Source organism: Flavobacterium sp. PS2, assembly GCF_046250155.1.
GTDB lineage: Bacteria > Bacteroidota > Bacteroidia > Flavobacteriales > Flavobacteriaceae > Flavobacterium.
In genome coordinates, this window is record NZ_CP176426.1 from 2,622,684 (window position 1) to 2,642,805 (window position 20,122).

The window sequence follows — 20,122 nt, forward strand, 5'->3', positions numbered from 1 at the left end:
TTTTTTATTCTATTTGGGTGGTTTTGTCTGTCGTGGTTATTAATTTTTTGTCATTCTGAATGGGTTTTGCTTTTAAAAAAGTGATATTTATTTTTTTGAATGCTTTTTACTAAGAATAATGAAATTCAAATTTAGAAGATTGTATATATAAAATACACCAGTACCTACCAGTTTGTTTTTGATGCTTAGAAAAAAGTGTGCCAAGTGTGCCATTTTATCAAGTGATAAAATCAGTAGATTGTTGAGGTTAGAAAATCAAAAAAGAGGAATGATTTTAAATACTCATAAATTAGTAAAGAGGAAACTAAAATGGAGTAAAATTGGATTGAATGACGAAAAAATATAAGGTTTTTCGTTGTAATATTAAGTGAAATGTGTTAGGGTGAATATTTTAAAGTAATCTCTTAATTGTATTTTTTCTGTTTAAATGCTATTTTTTTGAAATTATTCTGTAGTCGAAGTAAATTTTTAAGTATGAGTTTTAGTACAATTAATAGTTAGAATCTATTCTTTTTTAATACTAAAAGTTTTAGCGGGAGAACTGTTTATTCTTTTCGGATTGATTCAAAAATAACCCTACCAGTACAAATCAGTTTGCTTTTTTGGTGGCAATGTTTAAAGGGGGCTTTTCTTTTCCTCGTTTTATATATTACAAGTATTGAGAAGTATACATAAAAAAAATCCCTTTTTCAACTTTTAAATTGGAAAAGGGATTTCGGTATATTTATTAAGAATCTAGTTCTTCAGGTCTTTAATTACTTTAAAAGCGATATCTACTTGATCTTCGCTTACTAAAATGGTAAATTCATTTGAAGTCGAAATTACTTCGTTGATTATAATTCCTTCCCAAGCTAAGCGTTGGAAAATGAAATAATAAATTCCAGGAACGACAATGTTTTCTTTTGGTAGTTTTACAGTAATTGAAGCTAAGTTGCTCAATTTCTGGATTAATTTTTCGCGAGCAAAATGTTTTTCAACTAATTGATTTATACTGCTGCTAACTACAATGTTAGTTTCGTTTACACCACGAGATGAGGTATAAAATATATCTGATAATGTATTAATATCCGAAATTAAATCAGCTTGTTTGTTTAAGACAGTTTCTGATGCTGCAAAAGTGTAATCTGTAAGTTCTGAGCGAACTGTAATCTCACCGATATTCTTGATTACTTTATTGATTTTGTGGTTTAATTTAAAATCTAATTCTTCCGTTAAACGCTTTAAAGACATTACTACAGCACCTTGTTTTACTTCTTTGCCAAACTCGCTTTCTAATTCTGTCATTATATTTCTAGACAATGAGGTCAGATTAATAATGCCGAGTGATAATGCATTTAATAAAAAAGGCTTCGTTTTGATGTAATTTTCTACGATGGAGGAAACAGTTTTCATAATTTTCTGGTTTTTTACTAATTTAGTGTGGTTGGTTTAGTTAGTTGTTGTGTTATATTTTTTTACAAATATAAATTAAAAAACAATTTGTTACAATTATAACAATAAAAAATTATGTTAAAAATGATAAAAAGCATCTATAAGATGTTCAACCACAAATGATTCCTTATTTTTATGGATTCCGATGATATCAAAACGAACTTCAAAATCTATTTCCCTATCGTTTATGTAGGCATTTACTGCTTTTACAAGAAGTTGAATTTTTTTTGCATCGACAAAATCTTGTGGCGAGCCAAAATCTAAACTCGATCTGGTTTTTACTTCTACAATTGCCAAGATATCTCCTTTGGTAGCAATAATATCAATTTCGGCTTTTTGGAAAGTCCAATTTCTATCTAGAATTTTATAGCCGTTTTGTTGGAGATATTCCACAGCAAGATCTTCTCCTTTTTTTCCGAGCTCATTGTGTTCAGCCATTTTTTTTAGTTTTTAGAGGTTAGTATTCAGTTTCGGTCTCAGTTTTTTTATACTAATAGTTTTCACGCAAAAACGCAGAGTCGCAAAGTTTGAATTAGGTTTCTTTGCGACTCTGCGTCTTTTGCGAGATTGTACTTAATTAAATAGGTATTAGACTAGGTAATCGTTTATGTTATTTATTAAAAACAAGTGTGCTTCCTGATGCATTAACTTCTATTGTTACGGTGCTTCCCATTACCAATGCTCTATTGTCTTGAATATGACCTGCAGGGAAATTAAAGATTACGGGAATATTATATTTCTTGGTAACATCATCAATGATTTCTAAGGCATTTTTTCCCCACGGAATATCGTTGTCTTTCATTTTTGTCATTGCTCCAATCACTATTCCCTTTAGGTTTTCGATACAACCATTGCGTTTAAGGTTCATCATCATACGATCGATATGATATAGATATTCATCTAAGTCTTCTATAAATAGTATTTTATCCTGACAATCGATAGCCGATTTCGAACCTAATAAACTATATAGTATAGATAAATTACCTCCAACTAATTCTCCGGTTGCTTTACCAAATCGGTTCATAGGATCTGGCGAAACAGCATAAGATATTGGATTGCCAAATAAAGCCATTTGCATGGTTGCAATTGCATCTGGAGTGGCGCGCGGAATACTTACTGGCATAATACCATGAATAGATTTATACCCCATCGTGTTTAGATGATTGTGTAAAACGGTAACATCACTAAAACCAATAACCCATTTAGGGTGTTGTTTAAATTTTGTGAAATCAAGTAAATCTATCATTCGAACAGTTCCGTAACCACCGCGAACACACCAAATAGCTTTAATGTTTGGATTGTCCATCTGATGTTGGAAATCGGCTGCACGTTGTTCATCGGTTCCAGCAAGCTGATTGGTGTCTAAACCTATTGTGCTTCCTATTACAGCTTCTATCCCCCAGCTTTTAAGTAAGTCTATAGTAGGTTTTAAATTATCATCGATGTTTTTTCTAGCTGTTGCTACAAGTGCTACAGTATCGCCTTTTTGTAAGTAAGGTGGTGTTATCATGTTTTGTTGAGATTGACAGGTGAATGATTGTAATGCTATAATAAGAAATGCGAATTTACAAAAAGCAAAATGTTTCTTGATGTATCGGAATTGGTTTGTGTTCATGTTTTTTATCTTTAATTTACAACAACATTGTCTAATTGTGTTGTTGTTATATCCGTTAGTTTGCCTTTTTTGGTTGTACTGTTTCCAATCCAGTTATATGTTTTTCCGCCAGTATTTATTGTGATTCCGATAGAATCGTTGTTGTCATATATAGTATAAACAACATCTTTATTTTTAAATGTAACGGTATTGTTCTTTTTGTCAAGAGTAAAATCGGGGTTCTGATAAACTGTATTTATAGGATAAGAAAACTCAACTTCATCATTTTTATCAATTAAAGCATAATTAAGCGTGCGGTCGTTGATGTTAAATAAAACAACTCGCTTCTGGTTTTTATCGACTGTAAAGGATAGTAGGGTTTTTATACCATCTTCATCAAGATTAATCGTCCTTTTTGATGTTAGTACCATTTTTTTGCCATCCCAATTTTCTTCGCTATAATTATTATAAGGATATCCCATTTGGTCTTCTTCAACTATCTTGACTACTTTCGGTTTGTTATTCTCGACAATAAATTCCGAGAACTGATGCCAGCAACATCCGCTTTTTGTCATTACGCTTATTTTCTTAGTCTTATAATCTACCTGAAACATTCCGCAATAATTTTGAGCAAGTGCTGTAAATTCGGGACTGAATTTAAAACCATTTTTAGTTCCTAAATATATTTTAAAAGAAGGGCCGTGGTAGCAACTGTTTTGTCCGTCTTCGATAGCAAAATCTTTAATTCCGTCAAAATTGTAATCCTCATACATTATTGAACTTTGTTCGCCATAAGGCAACTGTTTTATGTTTGCAAGTGCTTTTCCGTCATGTAAACTCAGTGCCAGTTCTTCAGCATCTACTTTTATAATTTGTTTTTGGGATTTAGTATCATAAATCGCAACCCAGCCTTTAGAAAAAACTTCGGATGTATCTGCGATAAATATCTTTCCGTAATAATCCTTCGAAAAGTTATTTACTTTAAAAGTGACTTGTGCAAAAGTAAAGTTGGATAAAAGGACGAGTAAAGTTGTCGCTAAAAGTTTCATTCTATATTAATATTATAAATGTCAATCCCTTGTATTTATGGGATAAATTAGATTTTGTAAAACAAAGATAGCCATTATCAAAAGTAATTTAAAATATCTTAATTAAATGAATTAGATTTATAATTGAAAGAAATTTCTTTAATTTAAAAGTTTTCCTTTTTTAATATGAATTGCTATGAGAACAATTACCTTTTCTATCTTTATATTTTTCAATTTATTGATGACACAATTACACGGACAAACAAAAAAGTATACGATTCATACAGTGGCTTTTTATAACCTCGAAAATCTTTTTGATACAATAAAGAATCCGCATATTCTAGATGACGAATGGACACCTAATGGAACACGACATTGGACATCTAAAAAATATTTTAAAAAATTAGACAATCTTGCCAGAGTGTTATCCGAAATTGGAACGCCAGAAAATCCTAATTCACCAACTTTTATTGGCTGTGCCGAAATAGAAAATAGGGGAGTTCTGGAGGATTTAATAAAACAACCTAAATTAATAGATAAAGAATACGGAATCATTCATTTTGATTCGCCCGATCAGCGAGGTATCGATGTGGCTTTACTATATCAGAAGAAACATTTTAAACCAGTTTCGTTTTCGAATATTCCGCTTATTATTTATAAAAAATCAACAGAAAATAGTGTCGATACAATCGCGAATAAAAAGAATCGGGTGTTTACAAGAGATCAATTACTTGTAACGGGATTTCTGGATGGGGAGGAAATTAATATAATTGTAAATCACTGGCCGTCACGTTCTGGAGGAGAACAAAAATCGAGTCCGTATCGTGAAGCTGCCGGGGCTTTGAACCGAAAAATAATTGATTCCTTGCAGCAAATAAATCGCAATGCCAAAGTTATTACAATGGGCGATTTAAACGATGGACCTTATAACAAAAGTGTAAAAGTTGCGCTTGGCGCGAAAGCCAATAAAGCCGATGTTCCAGAGTTTGGTGTTTACAATCCCTTTGAAGATATGGCAAAGAAAGGAATGGGAACCATTGCTTATCGGGATTCATGGGATATTTTTGACCAAATCATGGTTACGGAATCTTTAATTAAGTCCGATTTTAGTTCCTATCGATTCTGGAAAGCAGGAATCTTCAATAAATCGTATTTGATACAAACTTCTGGTCAATACAAAGGATATCCGCTTCGACATGCCACAACCGAAGTTGGTTACAGTGACCATTTTCCGGTTTATGTTTATCTTATTAAAGAGATGGGGTTTTAGTTTTTAGTCACAGTACCAGTCGCAGTACCAGTTTACAACTGAAAACTGCGACTGGTACTGCGAACAGGTACTGAAAACAGGTACTAAAAACTGTGACTGAACATCGAGACAGCGTACTTTTTATTAACTTAGCAGCTTAGTAACTTAGCACCTAAAAAATATGGCTATAGCAAAACCATTCAATCTTACTAAATGGATTGATGAAAACCGTCACTTACTTAAACCACCAGTAGCAAATAAAAATTTATATACTGAATCTGGTGATTATATTGTAATGGTTGTTGCGGGACCTAATGCCCGAAAAGACTATCATTATAATGAAACCGAAGAGTTGTTTTACCAACTAGAGGGAAGCATAAAAGTTATTATTCAGGAAGATGGTGAGCGAAAGGAAATGGAATTACATGCGGGAGATATGTATCTTCATCCTGCTCGTATACCACATTCTCCAGTACGCTCAGAAGGTTCTATAGGTTTAGTAATCGAGAGAAAACGTGCCGGGAAAGGATATAAAGACGGATTGCTTTGGCATTGTGATAATTGCAATCATAAATTATACGAAGTGTTTTTTGAGCTTCATAATATCGAGAAAGATTTCTTGCCACACTTTGAACATTTTTATAATTCTAAAGATTTGAGAACCTGTACAAAATGTGGAACTGTAATGGAATCTGATCCAAGATTTATAGCCAAAAAATAATTCTGAGTTTTCTATTTAAAAGGTATACTTTTGCAAAAAAAAATAAATTATCCACATGGACGATTATTATTCGAGGAAGAAGAAAGATAAACAGAAATAGTTGTTGCATAATGCATGCGCTATTTCTATAATAACGTTTTGCATTATGATTACCTTTTACAAAAACAACAACGGATTATTCCCTACAGAAAACCGTGAAGACAACAAATGGATCAATGTAGTTTGCCCTACTCAGGAAGAAACTAAATTCTTACTCCAGGAGTTACAAATTCCAGAAGCTTTTTATAACGATATTGAAGATATCGACGAAAGACCTCGTATAGAAATCGAAAACGGTTGGTTTCTTATCATCTTGCGAATTCCTTTTAAGAGCAATGATGCAAAATTACCTTTTAATACAGCACCTTTAGGATTGATGTTTAAAGACGATGTTTTTGTGTCGCTTAGTTTTCATCAAACCGAGATTTTACCCGATTTTGTTTTATATACCCAACGTAAAAAATCGGATATTAGTAATCATTTCGATTTGGTTTTAAAGTTGCTTCTGTCTTCAAGTATTTGGTTCTTAAAATACTTAAAGCAAATCAATCAGCGTATTCGATTGGCGGAGGATAATCTTGAAAAATCGATCAAAAATGAAGAATTACAAGCATTGCTTCAAATAGAAAAATGTTTGGTTTTCTTTATTACTTCCCTTAAAGGCAACGATATGTTGTTTCACCGAATTAAGAATCTTAAAAATCACAGAGATGATTTTGATCCTGTTTTAGTCGAAGATGTCGAGATTGAGTTACGTCAAGCGGAAGAAACGACAAATATCTACAGCAATATCCTGACCGGAATGATGGATGCTTATGCATCTGTGATCTCCAATAACTTAAATGTTATCATGAAAAGGTTAACTTCTATTTCGATAATATTGATGATTCCAACATTGGTGGCGAGTTTATACGGGATGAACGTTCCTAATAATCTTCAGGAAAACAATCATGGTTTCTTTATCATATTGCTGATTTCATTATTAATATCAATTTGTGGTGTTTTCTTGTTCAAGAAAAAGAATATGTTTTAACTAGTTTTACGCATATCCAAACTCAACAATAAAGAGGTATAGATATTCTTTCAGGCAGATTTCACAAGATTTAAGCTGATGTACGCAGATTTATTTACTTATAAATCTGCTTTAAGCTGTAATATCTGCGTGAAACAAAAATCATTTTGTTTGTTTTAAATCCTTAATCGTAACTTTATAGGTTTAAAATTAATTACGCCTAATAGGTTCTATCTTAATTAAAAAACTAAATAGTATAATGACTAAAAATATCTCCGAAAAAGCATTTGAATCATTTAATTGGCTCGACATAAAAGGACCTACTGAAACACAATTAGAAGATGTTGCTAAAAAGTTTGATCTAGAGGTTTTTCCAGTCAAAGATTCGGTGGAGCATGGGCATTTACCTAAAATAGAAAAGATTAAAAACTTTGATTTTATTATTTTAAGAGCTTATACGGCAAATGAGTTTGATAACAATTCTACAGTAGAAGAACTGTCAAATAAAGTCGCTTTTTTTTATAATGAAAAGCAATTGATTACGATTCATAGAACAGCATTTCCTTTTTTGGAAGATATTCACAAATCAGATTTTAAGTTTAAATCGGTTTACGAATTACTTATTCATATTTTTAAAGAAATCGTACAAACTTATAATGTACCCTCGCAATGGCAAACGGATCAGGTCGATGAAGTTGAGAAAACGATCTTCCTGAAAAAGGAAAACAAAATTTCGCTGGAAGATTTGTATTTCCAGAAAGCTGAAACAAGGATTAGTAAGAAGTTATTGGTGCTTACGCAAAATGTAATCAATAAGATTCATGTTCCAGACGAAAATTTATCGGCACTTGAGGATGTAAAAGATAATCTCGTTAAGCTCATCTTAGCCTATGAGGAAGCGATGGAGGATGCGATAAATTTAATGAACACTTTCTTGTCTGTAACAGCGCAGAAAAATAATGATGTGGTTAAATTATTAACAGTTTTCTCTGCTTTTTTCTTGCCTTTAACCTTTTTAGTTGGGGTTTATGGGATGAATTTTAAATTTATGCCGGAATTGGAGTGGAAATATGGTTATTTGTACGCAATTATTTTTATGTTTGTCATGTGTGTTTTTATTTATATCTGGTTTAAAAAGAAAAACATTATGTAACCACACGTAATAAAATTTTAATAGATAGATAAATTCAAATATATTTACATAAAAAAATATAACAATTTCTAACCAAAAAGTTACAATGATAACAATAGCAGAGCAATTCGGAATGAAAGACGCATTGGCGCAATTGGGTATAAAAGCCATAAACGAAGGAACATCAACCGGAATAAATAATTTTTCTTCAGGTGATATTCTTGAAAGCTTTTCGCCAGTAGACGGAAAATTAATAGCATCGGTAAAAACATCTACAGCTGCCGATTACGAAAAAGTAATGCAAACAGCGACTGAGGCATTTAAGACATTTAGACTTATGCCAGCGCCACAACGTGGAGAAATCGTACGTCAGTTTGGAGAAAAATTACGTCAGAATAAAGAAGCTTTAGGTAAATTGGTTTCTTACGAAATGGGGAAATCATTACAAGAAGGATATGGTGAAGTTCAGGAGATGATCGATATTTGCGATTTTGCAGTAGGATTATCACGTCAGCTTCACGGATTAACAATGCATTCAGAGCGTCCAGGACACCGTATGTATGAGCAATACCACCCAATGGGAATTGTTGGAATCATTTCGGCATTTAATTTCCCAGTGGCAGTTTGGTCATGGAACACGGCTTTGGCTTGGATTTGCGGAGATGTTTGCGTTTGGAAACCATCGGAGAAAACACCTCTTTGTGGTATAGCTTGCCAGAATATAATTGCACAGGTAATTAAAGAGAACAATCTTCCAGAAGGGATTTCTTGTTTAATTAATGGTGATTATAAAGTAGGAGAGTTAATGACTGCAGATAAACGTATTCCTTTAGTATCAGCTACTGGTTCTACTCGTATGGGTAAAATCGTTGCGCAAACTGTTGCTGGACGTTTAGGTAAATCATTATTAGAGTTAGGAGGAAATAATGCAATCATTGTTACTCCGGATGCAGATATTAAAATGACTGTGATTGGTGCTGTTTTTGGAGCAGTAGGAACGGCAGGACAACGTTGTACATCTACACGTCGTTTAATTATTCACGAAAGTATTTATGACAAAGTAAAAGATGCAATTGTTTCGGCTTACAAACAATTACGTATCGGGAATCCTTTGGACGAAAATAATCATGTTGGTCCGCTAATCGATACACACGCGGTAGCGATGTATGCAAATGCTTTAACAAAAGTTGTTGCCGAAGGAGGTAAAATCCTTGTAGAAGGTGGCGTACTTTCTGGAGAAGGTTACGAAAGTGGATGTTATGTAAAACCAGCTATTGCTGAAGCTGAAAATTCATTTGAAATTGTACAACACGAAACATTTGCTCCAGTTTTATATTTGATTAAATATAGTGGAACTGTAGAAAATGCTGTTGATATTCAAAACGGTGTTGCTCAAGGTTTATCTTCTGCAATTATGACTAATAATTTGCGTGAAGCAGAGTATTTCTTATCTGTAGTAGGATCTGATTGCGGAATTGCAAACGTAAACATCGGAACTTCGGGTGCAGAAATCGGTGGTGCCTTTGGTGGTGAAAAAGAAACTGGTGGAGGTCGTGAATCAGGTTCTGATGCATGGAAAATATATATGCGTCGCCAAACCAATACGATCAATTATACTACAAGTTTGCCATTGGCACAAGGAATCAAATTTGATTTGTAAGATTAGAATCATTTATATAAAAACCGCTTTTTTCCATATTATTTGGAAGAAGCGGTTTTTTTTATTGCATAATTTATAGTGTTTTATTTAAATTCGCATTTAAGTATGAAATTTTTTGTTATTTCTGATGCTATTTTGGGTAAATAGTAGCAGAAATAATAATAGAGTAACCAAATAATATTTTGAAAAATTATTAAAATGAGTTTGATTTTTTTAGCAGGACTTACGCCTTATGGATATGGTTTTTTAGGAATATTGGCATTGTCTTTTTTAATTGCTTATGTATGGCTTAAATCTTCGGGCAAAAAAGAAAAGATGGGATGTCTCTCCGTCGGGTTAACAGCTCTTGTTATTTGGTTTGCTTTAATGTTTCCTGCTTCTATATCTTTTTCGATTATAGAGAATGGGGCAAAAATTGCACAGATAGGAGTGGCTGTTTTTTGGTCTGTACTTTTAGTTTTGGCAGCATTCATTGTATTCAGCAAGAATAGAACGAGAGTTAAAAAAGTGCTTCTTACGATTTTTAAATACGTTTTGTTTTTAATAGTGCTCGGATTGTTTTTAACGATGGTTGGCGGCTTAGCTTATTTTGTTTATTTAAGGCTTTTTACTCATGAAAAAGATGATTCTCCTATTTGGGTTGCTTTTTTATGTATCTTTTTCTTGGCATCACTTATTTTGGCTGCTATTGGCCTTGTAATTCAAACTAAAGAAGGTAAGAAAAAAGAAAAGACCACTTTTTATAAATTAGAAGAAGCAAAGCTAAAACCCGATATGGTAGTGGAGTTAAATTTAGCTAATGCCAAAATAGATGAATTTCCTGTAGCGATTTTACAATTTAAAAATATTAAGTTTCTGACTTTAAGTAATAATAATATTAGTGAAATCCCCAACGAAGTAAATAAATTGCAGCAATTAATAGGTTTGGATCTAAGTGGTAATCCTATTTCTGATGTAGAAAGAAATAAGATTCGAAGGTTGCTTGCTAATCAGGTCGAAATAGTGTTTTAATAACTTCTAAATATTGATAACCCTTTTTTAAATTCTAATAATGAACGAATTCTTTGCCTTTTTTGAGCAGAATAAACTAGATGGAGGAATGGTAGTATTCCTGATGTTCTTCAGTCTTGGTATTGCTTTGTTTCAAACTATAATTCTCTCTGGGTTATATAATTTAAAGTTCCCAAGTTGGTTATTTTTTGTTTTATGTCCATTGTTTATTGGCTTGAGCTTTCTGGTAGATTCCAAATATGCTCTCATGGTTTTCTTCTTCTTATTTGCATCTGTTTTCATACTCGGAATTGTTGGTATGTTTTATTCCGGAATTAGAAGTAGTAAAAGTGAAAAAGCGGAAAGAGAAAAATTTAATGCAAAACACAACATTCAGAAAACACCTTTAGGCAAGAAACTATTGGGCTTGCTTATGATGCTTGGAGTTATTGGAGGATTTTTTTGGTTGCTTTATATAGAGAAACTACAGTTTCTTTTCTTTATTATTCCAGGGCTTATTTTTATAAAAATTATTTTTTTTCCGAGTAACAAAAGTAAGTTTCTTAAACTTCAGGCAGTTTTACCAATTTCTAAGATGAATGCTATTGCTATGGGATTAGTTGAAGTTGAGGGCGATTTGGAAGAAATTGAACCTATCATTTCACCTTATTTCAGTAAACCTTGCATAGGATATTATTATACTATCGAAGAAGAAGGTCCGGCAGATGATGATGGTAAAAGATCTTATAGAACTATTTTTACCGAACTAAAAACGGGTAATTTTAAAATAAAAGACGAAACGGGAAGTGTTACTGTAAATGGAGAAGGATTAGAATTCTATTTTGATAGAGTCGATAGGCAAGAGGGAGGTAAAAAGAGATATTCTGAAACCTATTTAAAACAGGATGATTATATGTTGCTTATTGGTTATGCCGATTCTGATAATGGGAATGTTATTCTCAGAAAAGGAGAATCTAATGGCATTTTTGGTGTTGCAATTCCTCAAAGCATTTCATTTAGGAATAAATACCAACCATTGTTGATTTCATTTTTAACCACGTTATTTTTTATCACACTTATACTTATCTATATCATTTTAAACTAAACAAATTATGTCAGCACAAAACATTGCTTTAATCGTAGGGTTAATTCTGGTAATTATATTACTTAACTTTTTTATAGGTACATATAATAAACTGGTTATGCTTAAGAATAACTTCGAAAAAGCTTTTAGGAATATAGATGTTATTTTGATGCAAAGAGCAGAAGAAGTTCCCGAATTGGTTAAAGTTGCTTCTAAGTTTATGGAACATGAAACCGCTATGTTAACTAATTTGACTAAGCTTCGTACTGATTTCTTAAATTCTAAAACAGTCGACGAAAAGATTGAAAACGCCAATGAGTTTTCTAAATCATTGAAAACCTTATTTGCCGTTTCAGAAAATTATCCAACATTAGCTTCTAATTCAAATTTTCTGGAATTACAAAGACGAGTTTCTCAGATGGAAGATAAAATCGCCGATAGAAGGGAGTTTTTTAATGATAGTGTCAATCTTTATAATATCGGAATTCAGGAATTCCCTAATCTTATTTTGGCAAAAACATTAGGATATCATACACAAACGTTATTTGAAGTTTCAACAGAAGAAAAAGCATATAATGGGATTCAATTTTAATACATTCTTCGGTTATGAAGCCGAAATCAATAAAGCACATGATTTAGTTTTAATCTACGGGTTTGCTGTTCTAATATTTGGTATTTTAGGATTAAGTATTATTGCAATCATATTTAGAAAGATTGGTTTAACTGCTATTATTAGTTATTTTATATCACCACTAATATTGTGTTTAGGTCTAACATTGTTAATCTCGATATTACCAACAATTATTTTTTGTGTAGTAGCATCAGACATTTCAGGCGTGCAGTTAATTTACAGTTGGATAACAATCTTTTCAGGGATGTTATTCTTTGTAGTGTTTAACCTTAGTACGATTAAAAAGTTTGTAAAAGAGTTCGGAAAATTAACAGAACAACAGGAATTTAGAAATAGAAACAGATAATGCAACATAATTGCTATTTGGATTTAAGTAATTAGATTAATGTAAATTGCCCAGATTAGTGCTAATTTTTTAAATAAATTGATCTTGATTTGTGAAATTCGCATTGAAAATACTTTTCGCAATAAAGTTGCAATAACAAAAGGCTTCCGATTTCGGAAGCCTTTTGTTTTAAAGCAGTAATTGGTTTTGGTTATTTCTTAATTATTATTTGGTTTAATATGCCTTCTGCTGTTTGTAGTTTTACCAAATAATTTCCAGGAATTAGATGGCTCATATCTATAGTTTCAATACCTTTTTCAGTAGTTTTTACTATTGAACCGTTCATGCTGTAAATCGTTACTTTCTCTATATTTTGATTTGGGTTTGATATGCGTAAATAATCAGTTACCGGATTAGGGTACAACATTAATTTTGTTGGCATGATTTCTTCCTCAATACGTAATGTCGTTTTGTATTCAGTACTTATATAGAATAAGTTTGTGGTATCGCCTTTGGTAATAGTATTGTTACCTGCCGGTACCGATATGGTAACAATTCCTGCTACTGCGGTATAATTTAAACCGTTTACTTTTACCTTTCCAGCAAATGTATTGTCGAACACTAAGGTTAATGTCGATTCGCTAGTTGTGGTATAAGTGATAGATGTACTCGATTCCATTTTTAAACGCGCTGTTAATGATAAACCAGAATAGGTTACAGATCCTGCAGTTGAGTTCATGTTTCCTATAATTGTATAGAAAGCATTTACTTTTGCATCGGTAGTAAAATTATGTGTTTTATCTGCAGGACCGCTGCCATTGGTAGAAACCGTTATTGTTCCTGAGCCAGTGGCAGGTGTTCCTACAGGACCAGTAGTAGTAATAGAATAGGATAACGTAGCACTTGGTGTACCAGTTATTGTAATTGTTTTGGCAATTGAGTTTTTTGTATACGCAATTCCAGATGCAGGTAATCCTGTTACAGTTGCATCTGTAGCATCTCCACCCCAAGTAAACACAATTGTGTTAATTGCTGATCCAGTAGCAACAGTTTGATCATTGTTTCCAGTTGAAGTTAGTGTATGAGAAGTTATTGGTGTGTTGTTTTCTCCTTGTACTGCTATTAAACTTGTTTTGTAAGCTACCAGAGCGGCTTTTAATGGTGCATTTACCAAAGATTCGGCATCATCTATGGCATTGTTAAAAGTCCATTTAAAATCACCTCCAGAAATACGCCCCGCATATTGCATAACATTAGTTTTGGCAACTTCGGGACTATCTGGTGTATAAGGATACATTACAGCTGTATCTGTATCGAAGTTATTGTATGTTTTAGCGCCTTTTTTAGAAACAATGGTATTGCTCACTAATTCATTTCTTGTAGTTGCTACATAAGCATCAAATTCTATTGGAAAATTGGTAGGATCATAGGCAACAAAACGTGTTTCTCCACTCATGGTATTGTTATAGGCTTTTATTGTTCCCCCATCTTCTTTAGAGAAAGTTCCTAAAGCACCATTATATACATCTGTACCTTGCATAGAGGTAAGCATTGGGTATTTGCAATTACGGAAAAAGTTGTTTTCAACAAATACAGAAGAGCTCATAGTCGATCCTACACCATATTTTGCATTACCATCATAATAGTTATTATATACATGAGCTGAATAAAAACGAACACGCGGATGACGTGAATCTGAGTGATCATACCAGTTGTGGTGATAAGTGATGTATAATCCTGTTGTAGTATTCTCACTTAAACCTAAAAGATTAGATTTTCCAGAATCCCAAAAATGATTATAAGAGAATGTGATATAAGTTGATTTTTTGCAATCCAGAGCACCATCACCTTTTATCTGATCCGCATCACCACCAGCATTTCCATAAAAGAAATCACAATTATGTACCCAAACATAGTCATTGTCTTGTTGCAAGCCTATATTGTCACCTTCGCCACTGTCGCAGTTCATTGTGGCTATATTGCGAATTTCGATATTTGAGGCGCTTTTTACGCGAATCCCCCAGCCATCTGCTACTGCATCATCACCAATTCCTTCAAGAGTTATATAGCTTGAAGCATTATTATTGTTCTCGATTACAATATCGCCAGCCAGCATATAGGCAGGGTCTGTTATTTGCCCAATTATACGAACAATTAAAGGTCGTAGATCTTTCCCTTTTTTATAACCATCCAAGATGGTTTGTAAACCTACAGAAGGACTTGGAGTTGCACCAGTTACTGCTAGTGAAACTGTGTTTTTAGTATTCTCAGTTATATATAGTATTACGGCTCCATTTTTTGGTGTGCCATCTGCATTATATGCTCCGGGAATACGACCGTTAGAAAAAGCAAATCCTGCACGGTCATGCGTTTTTACAGTTACAGCACTTGTTGTTGAGCCTGTGCCTTCTACGCCAGATATGACTGGTTTAATTTTTATGGTGTATGAACCAGCTTTAATTCCTGGTATGTCGGCACGGTAATATGTTCCGTAGCTACGGATGAGTTGTCCATCTATTTTTTGGTCGGTTACGCCCATCCCCGAATAGTATACATTATAACTTTGGGCATTAGTAACTGGTTGCCATTTTACGTAAGCAGATTCTAGCCAGCCTGAAGCTTCATTAATTGTGACTTGTTGTGCCCAAACTTGTGCAGAGACAAGTGTAATTGTCAATAAAAGTAGAAATTTTTTCATAATCATGGTTTTTAATAATGGTTTGGTAATTAATTGGTTGCAATAGGTTTGTTGTTTTAATTTAAAATGTAATCGATTACACGAAAGTAAATAAAATTTCTGTATTAATAATTATTTTGTCAAAAAAATACGCATTGCATAAAAAAAACCGTGTTTGAATATTGATTATTTATGTGTATTCTGGTTTTGTTAATTATTTTCTATTGGTATAGGGTCAGTTGTCGTTTCTTCTGTGTTCAGTAGTTTTTTTGATGGTAGGTCATAAAAAAAGCAACTCAATAGGAGTTGCTTTTTATTATAAATGAATGCGGTTACTTTGTTTCTATTTTAATAGTTTTCTTTAAATTATTTTGACTTTGTGACTTTTAATGAAAATAATAATTTACCTTTTTTAAATGATGGTTTCTCATCTGGTTTTGTTAATAGAACAACATCGTATAGTTCTATTTTGTTTTTTAGAAACTCTATTCCCATTTTTTTGTAGGTTCCATCTGTAGTTGTAAAATTTATTGATGTTATGCCTTGTGTATTGGCATCATCGCCATTAATACTAATATAATAGTTTTTAAAATTGGCTAATCCGCTTACTTTACCATCTTCAGTAAACTTAATTTCTGTTGTAGAAGATTTATTAGAATAGGTATTTCCTGAAAGTAATTTGTTTATTAAAATACGTACTACTGATACATTTGCTTCTTTTGCTTTCTTTACCAAAGTACTGTCAGCCTTTACGTATTCCTGTGCTTCATAGCGTTCGTCAAGAGGCAATAATACTAAATTTCCATTTTGTAAAACTGCTTTTTGAGTTTTGGTTTCGTATAAATGATTGACTAAAGTGTCGTTTTTAATTGTAGCAGTATATTTACCTCTTTCTAAATCTTCATTTAGGAAAGTAATACTGTCTTTTAGTGTTTCTGGAATAATTATTTCTGTAACCCCATTATCAACGGTTTCAATTCCATTGTCTTCAATTATATTATCGATGAAGTCTTTAGCAACCCATGTACCTGCAAATGGATTTGATTGTTCAGATCCAGAAGCTTTATTAGAGTCTTTACAGGATAGAGTACTAAGAGTTAAAACTCCTATTGCTGCAAAACAGAACGAATTTAGAATTAGTTTTTTCATAATTAAGATGTAAATAATTTATTACAAATGTATTTAATAATTAATAGACATATTGTAGTTTAGTCATAAAAAAAGACCATTTGAAATTTCAAATGGTCTTTTTTGTAAGTTTCTACAGTAATTATGTGTAAAAGCTTTATCTCTTGTTCTTTTACAAATTAAAAGAAGCTCCTAAGCTAAATGTGAATTGATTATTCAGGTTGTAAAATACTCTGTCATCATTTCCGTATTTTGCAATAGGAAAACCAAGTTCAGTAAATACTCCAAATCCATCAGTAAAGAAATAACGACCACCAACGTGACCACCAAAATTTCTTAAACCTAAGCTTAATCCTGGGTAAACATCTAATTTTTTATCTACATTAATAACGCTTCCTAGGTTAGCATTAACTCTAACTTTAGCATCAAAACGATCTTGAAAATCTGGTTTAGTTCCATAATACTGAGTTGTACCATAGAAACCTGAATATTCGTTAACTCCTAATAAGTAATTTGAAACAAATCCGATAGAGAAATTTTCTCCAAGACCAAAATCTACAGAAGCTTGAATTCCTGATCCACCATCTTGAATGTTTGCACCGATATTTACTTTAGTGTCACCTTTACCACTAAATGCTTGTTGTGCTTGAGTTAAACCAAATGCCAATAAAAACGCAAGTGTAATAATCTTTTTCATAAAATTTATTGATTTAATTTTTTTGCAAAACTAGGATTTTTATATCTTAATTCCTACCTTTTTCGTCAAAATAGAGTTCGTTTAAGGGTTCGCTTTGCCAAAACTCCTTAGTGTCAACGTCCATAATTGTTAATTTCCCTGTAAATGCAGCGCCAGTATCTACATTCCAAACATTGGCTTTTTGTACAGGAACAGTTTCATGTATTCTAGTTACAGGAGTATGGCCAATATAAATTTCTTTATAGTGTTTTAATCTTTTAGGGTAAAACAAAGAATCAGTTTTCATATTTGGGTCTAGGGCAAGAGCCATTTCCCAAAGAGTTCTATCCCAATAAAAGGCTTCACTAGAATATTCATAGGTTACTCCATTCATATTGGTAAAACCAGCATGAACAAATAATCTGTTTTGGGAGTCTAAATAATAATTCTGTAATGATTCAAAAAAGGCAACATGTATTTCTTTATGGCTGTTACTTATTGCTTCGTATGCAAGTACAGTGGCTTCGCCTCCGTGATGGTGCCATAATTCATTGTCTATACCATCTCTCATCCATTGTTGTAGTAAATCATCATGATTGCCACGAATACAAATGCAGTTTTGTTTTTGTCTCAGGTCAATTAAAAAATCAATTACTTGTGGCGACTGGCTCCAACCGTCTACATAATCACCCAAGAAAATCAAGGTATCTTTGTCTGTTACAGCGGCTCTTTCCATGACTTGTTGCAAAGCCCTCAAGCCACCATGTATATCGCCAATAACGAATGTTCTCATTTTAATATTTTGTAATGTACTTACAAAAATAGCAGAAATTGATTTGGTATTTACTTATTCACTTGTTAATGTTTGTTATTATTACAAAAATCTTAGTTTATTTAATTAGCCTATTTATTACGTTCCTCAGGATTGTTTTGGTTTACCAGACTATAGATAAAATTTAACGTATTTATCGAATTTTTTTGGTGTCATTTGAATCTGTTATAACAGTTTCCTGTCTAAATTTGTAGCATGTCTGAACTGCCTACATATCGAAAAATTATCCATATAGATATGGATGCATTTTATGCTTCGGTAGAGCAAATGGATAACCCTTTTTTAAGAGGGAAACCCCTTGCTGTTGGAGGTTCAGAGAATCGAGGCGTAGTATCTGCAGCGAGTTATGAAGCTCGAAAATTTGGTGTTCGTAGTGCAATCAGCGGAGTTCTTGCCAAGAAATATTGTCCAGAGCTTATTTTTGTACCTCCGCGTTTTGACCGATACAAAGAGATATCAATAAAAATCCATAAAATTTTTCATGAATATACAGATTTAGTTGAGCCACTTTCGCTTGACGAGGCTTATCTTGATGTTACGGTTAACAAAAAAGGAAATCCGAGTGCTAGTTTATTGGCTCAGGAAATAAGACAGCGTATTTTTAATGAAGTCGGAATAACAGCTTCGGCAGGAATTTCGATAAATAAATTTGTAGCCAAAGTTGCTAGTGATTATAATAAGCCAAATGGTCAGAAAACGGTTAATCCAGATGAGGTTGTTCCTTTTCTGGAGGAATTACCCATCAGGAAGTTTTATGGAGTAGGGAAGGTAACCACCGAAAAAATGTATCAGCTTGGTATTTTTACCGGTACAGATTTAAAAAGTAAAAGTTTGGAGTTTCTGGAAAAGCATTTCGGAAAATCGGGTACTTTTTATTATCATGTTGTGCGTGGGGTTCATAATAGCGAAGTAAAAGCAGATAGAATAACAAAGTCTGTGGCAGCAGAACATACTTTTGATGTCAATCTTTCTTCGGAGATTTTTATGTTAGAACAACTAGAAAGAATTGCAACCTCATTAGAAAGACGTTTAAAAAAATATAAAGTTTCTGGTAAAACAGTTACACTTAAGATTAAGTATAGTGATTTTACTCAGCAAACCAGAAGTAAAACATTACCCTATTTTATTGCCGATAAAAGTTTGATTATGGAAACTGTAAAAGAGTTATTGTATCAGGAACGAATGAAAGATTCAGTTCGATTACTCGGGATTTCATTAAGTAATCTAAATACAGAAGAAAAGAAGGCTATTGTCGTACAGCTTAAATTTGACTTTTAAATTGATTAAACAAGCGTTAAATGCGTAATATCGCTATGATAGATGTTGTTTTCAATATACCTTTGATTAAAATTTTTGTTTATGTTTAATTTAGATGCCTATGATACCGCAATTGCAAAATACCATCGAGAGATGAATTGCAACGGCATTCCTGTGATTTCATGGGATTTTCATCATGGTTTTTTAAATGACATAAAAGCTAATTATTCAGATTGGCAAAGAGTAAATAATATCTCCAATCAATTTAATTGGGATGAATCCGAATTTGATGTTTTAGAACGCTTGAAAGAGGAAGTTGTTGTAATTACCGATCTAGAGCTGAAGATCGTTTTTGCTTCCAGCCGAATCGTAAACATGACAGGATATACTGAAGTTGAGGTTCTGGGTAAAACACCAAAAATGTTTCAAGGACCCGAAACGTGTTCAGAAACTACAAATGAAATTAGAGTAGCTATCGATTCTGAAGAAATTTTTGAAAAGACTATTCTTAATTATAAAAAGAACGGAGAAACATACTTTTGTACTATAAATGCTTTCCCTGTTTTTAATGTAAAGGGAAAACTATCTCATTTTATTGCTTTTGAGAAAGCAGCATAAAAAAAGCCTTTTTGAATTTCAAAAAGGCTTTTTTGTAT

19 protein-coding genes are annotated in these 20,122 nt (G+C 32.7%); 11 read left to right on the forward strand and 8 right to left on the reverse strand.

From position 1 onward, the window contains the following. Positions 1-735: 735 nt before the first annotated feature. The 4 genes from ACJ6WR_RS11230 to ACJ6WR_RS11245 all read right to left on the reverse strand — a co-directional run bounded on the left by ACJ6WR_RS11230 (position 736) and on the right by ACJ6WR_RS11245 (position 4,074). Entirely contained in the window at positions 736-1,392 is a 657-nt protein-coding gene (locus ACJ6WR_RS11230) for an aspartate kinase (RefSeq protein ID WP_035618292.1), read from the reverse strand. Positions 1,393-1,509: 117 nt separating this feature from the next. After that, positions 1,510-1,869: a YraN family protein gene (locus ACJ6WR_RS11235; RefSeq protein WP_409417840.1), complete on the reverse strand. Its 360-nt coding sequence runs from the start codon at positions 1,867-1,869 to the stop codon at positions 1,510-1,512. Between the two features lie 172 nt (positions 1,870-2,041). Next, entirely contained in the window at positions 2,042-2,941 is a 900-nt protein-coding gene (locus ACJ6WR_RS11240) for an LD-carboxypeptidase (protein ID WP_409417928.1), read from the reverse strand. A 116-nt stretch (positions 2,942-3,057) separates the two neighbouring features. After that, positions 3,058-4,074, reverse strand: a complete 1,017-nt coding sequence (locus ACJ6WR_RS11245) for an XAC2610-related protein (protein ID WP_409417841.1) — start codon at positions 4,072-4,074, stop codon at positions 3,058-3,060. Between the two features lie 175 nt (positions 4,075-4,249). Here ACJ6WR_RS11245 and ACJ6WR_RS11250 point away from each other — a divergent pair, with 175 nt between their 5' ends. From ACJ6WR_RS11250 to ACJ6WR_RS11290, 9 genes are all read left to right on the forward strand, one after another. Beyond that, on the forward strand, positions 4,250-5,323 hold the full coding sequence (locus ACJ6WR_RS11250) for an endonuclease/exonuclease/phosphatase family protein (RefSeq protein WP_409417842.1): 1,074 nt from the start codon (positions 4,250-4,252) through the stop codon (positions 5,321-5,323). 160 nt (positions 5,324-5,483) lie between these two features. Then, complete coding sequence (locus tag ACJ6WR_RS11255) at positions 5,484-6,023, forward strand: 3-hydroxyanthranilate 3,4-dioxygenase (RefSeq protein ID WP_039117054.1); 540 nt, start codon at positions 5,484-5,486, stop codon at positions 6,021-6,023. A gap of 145 nt (positions 6,024-6,168) precedes the next feature. Next, positions 6,169-7,095, forward strand: coding sequence for a magnesium transporter CorA family protein (locus ACJ6WR_RS11260; RefSeq protein ID WP_039113635.1), 927 nt, complete (start codon positions 6,169-6,171; stop codon positions 7,093-7,095). Positions 7,096-7,333: 238 nt separating this feature from the next. Next, on the forward strand, positions 7,334-8,227 hold the full coding sequence (locus ACJ6WR_RS11265; protein ID WP_086893645.1) for a CorA family divalent cation transporter: 894 nt from the start codon (positions 7,334-7,336) through the stop codon (positions 8,225-8,227). Positions 8,228-8,312: 85 nt separating this feature from the next. Beyond that, positions 8,313-9,866, forward strand: coding sequence for an aldehyde dehydrogenase family protein (locus ACJ6WR_RS11270; protein WP_086893646.1), 1,554 nt, complete (start codon positions 8,313-8,315; stop codon positions 9,864-9,866). A 198-nt stretch (positions 9,867-10,064) separates the two neighbouring features. Beyond that, on the forward strand, positions 10,065-10,877 hold the full coding sequence (locus ACJ6WR_RS11275) for a leucine-rich repeat domain-containing protein (protein WP_409417843.1): 813 nt from the start codon (positions 10,065-10,067) through the stop codon (positions 10,875-10,877). Positions 10,878-10,917: 40 nt separating this feature from the next. Next, a complete protein-coding gene (locus ACJ6WR_RS11280; RefSeq protein ID WP_409417844.1) occupies positions 10,918-11,961 on the forward strand; it encodes a hypothetical protein in 1,044 nt (347 codons plus the stop codon). 7 nt (positions 11,962-11,968) lie between these two features. Further along, entirely contained in the window at positions 11,969-12,532 is a 564-nt protein-coding gene (locus tag ACJ6WR_RS11285) for a LemA family protein (RefSeq protein WP_409417845.1), read from the forward strand. Continuing rightward, positions 12,516-12,917 (forward strand): hypothetical protein, encoded by a 402-nt coding sequence (locus ACJ6WR_RS11290; RefSeq protein WP_409417846.1) that lies wholly within the window; start codon positions 12,516-12,518, stop codon positions 12,915-12,917. The genes ACJ6WR_RS11285 and ACJ6WR_RS11290 overlap by 17 nt, the downstream gene beginning before the upstream one ends. Positions 12,918-13,107: 190 nt before the next feature. Here ACJ6WR_RS11290 and ACJ6WR_RS11295 read toward each other — a convergent pair whose 3' ends face one another. From ACJ6WR_RS11295 to ACJ6WR_RS11310, 4 genes are all read right to left on the reverse strand, one after another. Then, entirely contained in the window at positions 13,108-15,594 is a 2,487-nt protein-coding gene (locus ACJ6WR_RS11295) for a T9SS type A sorting domain-containing protein (protein ID WP_409417847.1), read from the reverse strand. Between the two features lie 345 nt (positions 15,595-15,939). Then, positions 15,940-16,722: a hypothetical protein gene (locus ACJ6WR_RS11300; RefSeq protein WP_039113643.1), complete on the reverse strand. Its 783-nt coding sequence runs from the start codon at positions 16,720-16,722 to the stop codon at positions 15,940-15,942. 151 nt (positions 16,723-16,873) lie between these two features. Further along, positions 16,874-17,398, reverse strand: coding sequence for a DUF6646 family protein (locus ACJ6WR_RS11305; RefSeq protein ID WP_039113645.1), 525 nt, complete (start codon positions 17,396-17,398; stop codon positions 16,874-16,876). Between the two features lie 46 nt (positions 17,399-17,444). Further along, positions 17,445-18,170, reverse strand: coding sequence for a metallophosphoesterase family protein (locus tag ACJ6WR_RS11310; protein WP_039113646.1), 726 nt, complete (start codon positions 18,168-18,170; stop codon positions 17,445-17,447). Between the two features lie 234 nt (positions 18,171-18,404). Between ACJ6WR_RS11310 and dinB the strand changes: the two genes are divergently transcribed. Beyond that, positions 18,405-19,487 (forward strand): DNA polymerase IV, encoded by a 1,083-nt coding sequence (dinB, locus tag ACJ6WR_RS11315; protein WP_039113648.1) that lies wholly within the window; start codon positions 18,405-18,407, stop codon positions 19,485-19,487. An 81-nt stretch (positions 19,488-19,568) separates the two neighbouring features. Further along, positions 19,569-20,084 carry a PAS domain-containing protein gene (locus ACJ6WR_RS11320; protein WP_409417848.1) on the forward strand — a complete coding sequence of 172 codons (516 nt, stop codon included), beginning with the start codon at positions 19,569-19,571 and terminating at the stop codon, positions 20,082-20,084. Positions 20,085-20,122: the final 38 nt, after the last annotated feature.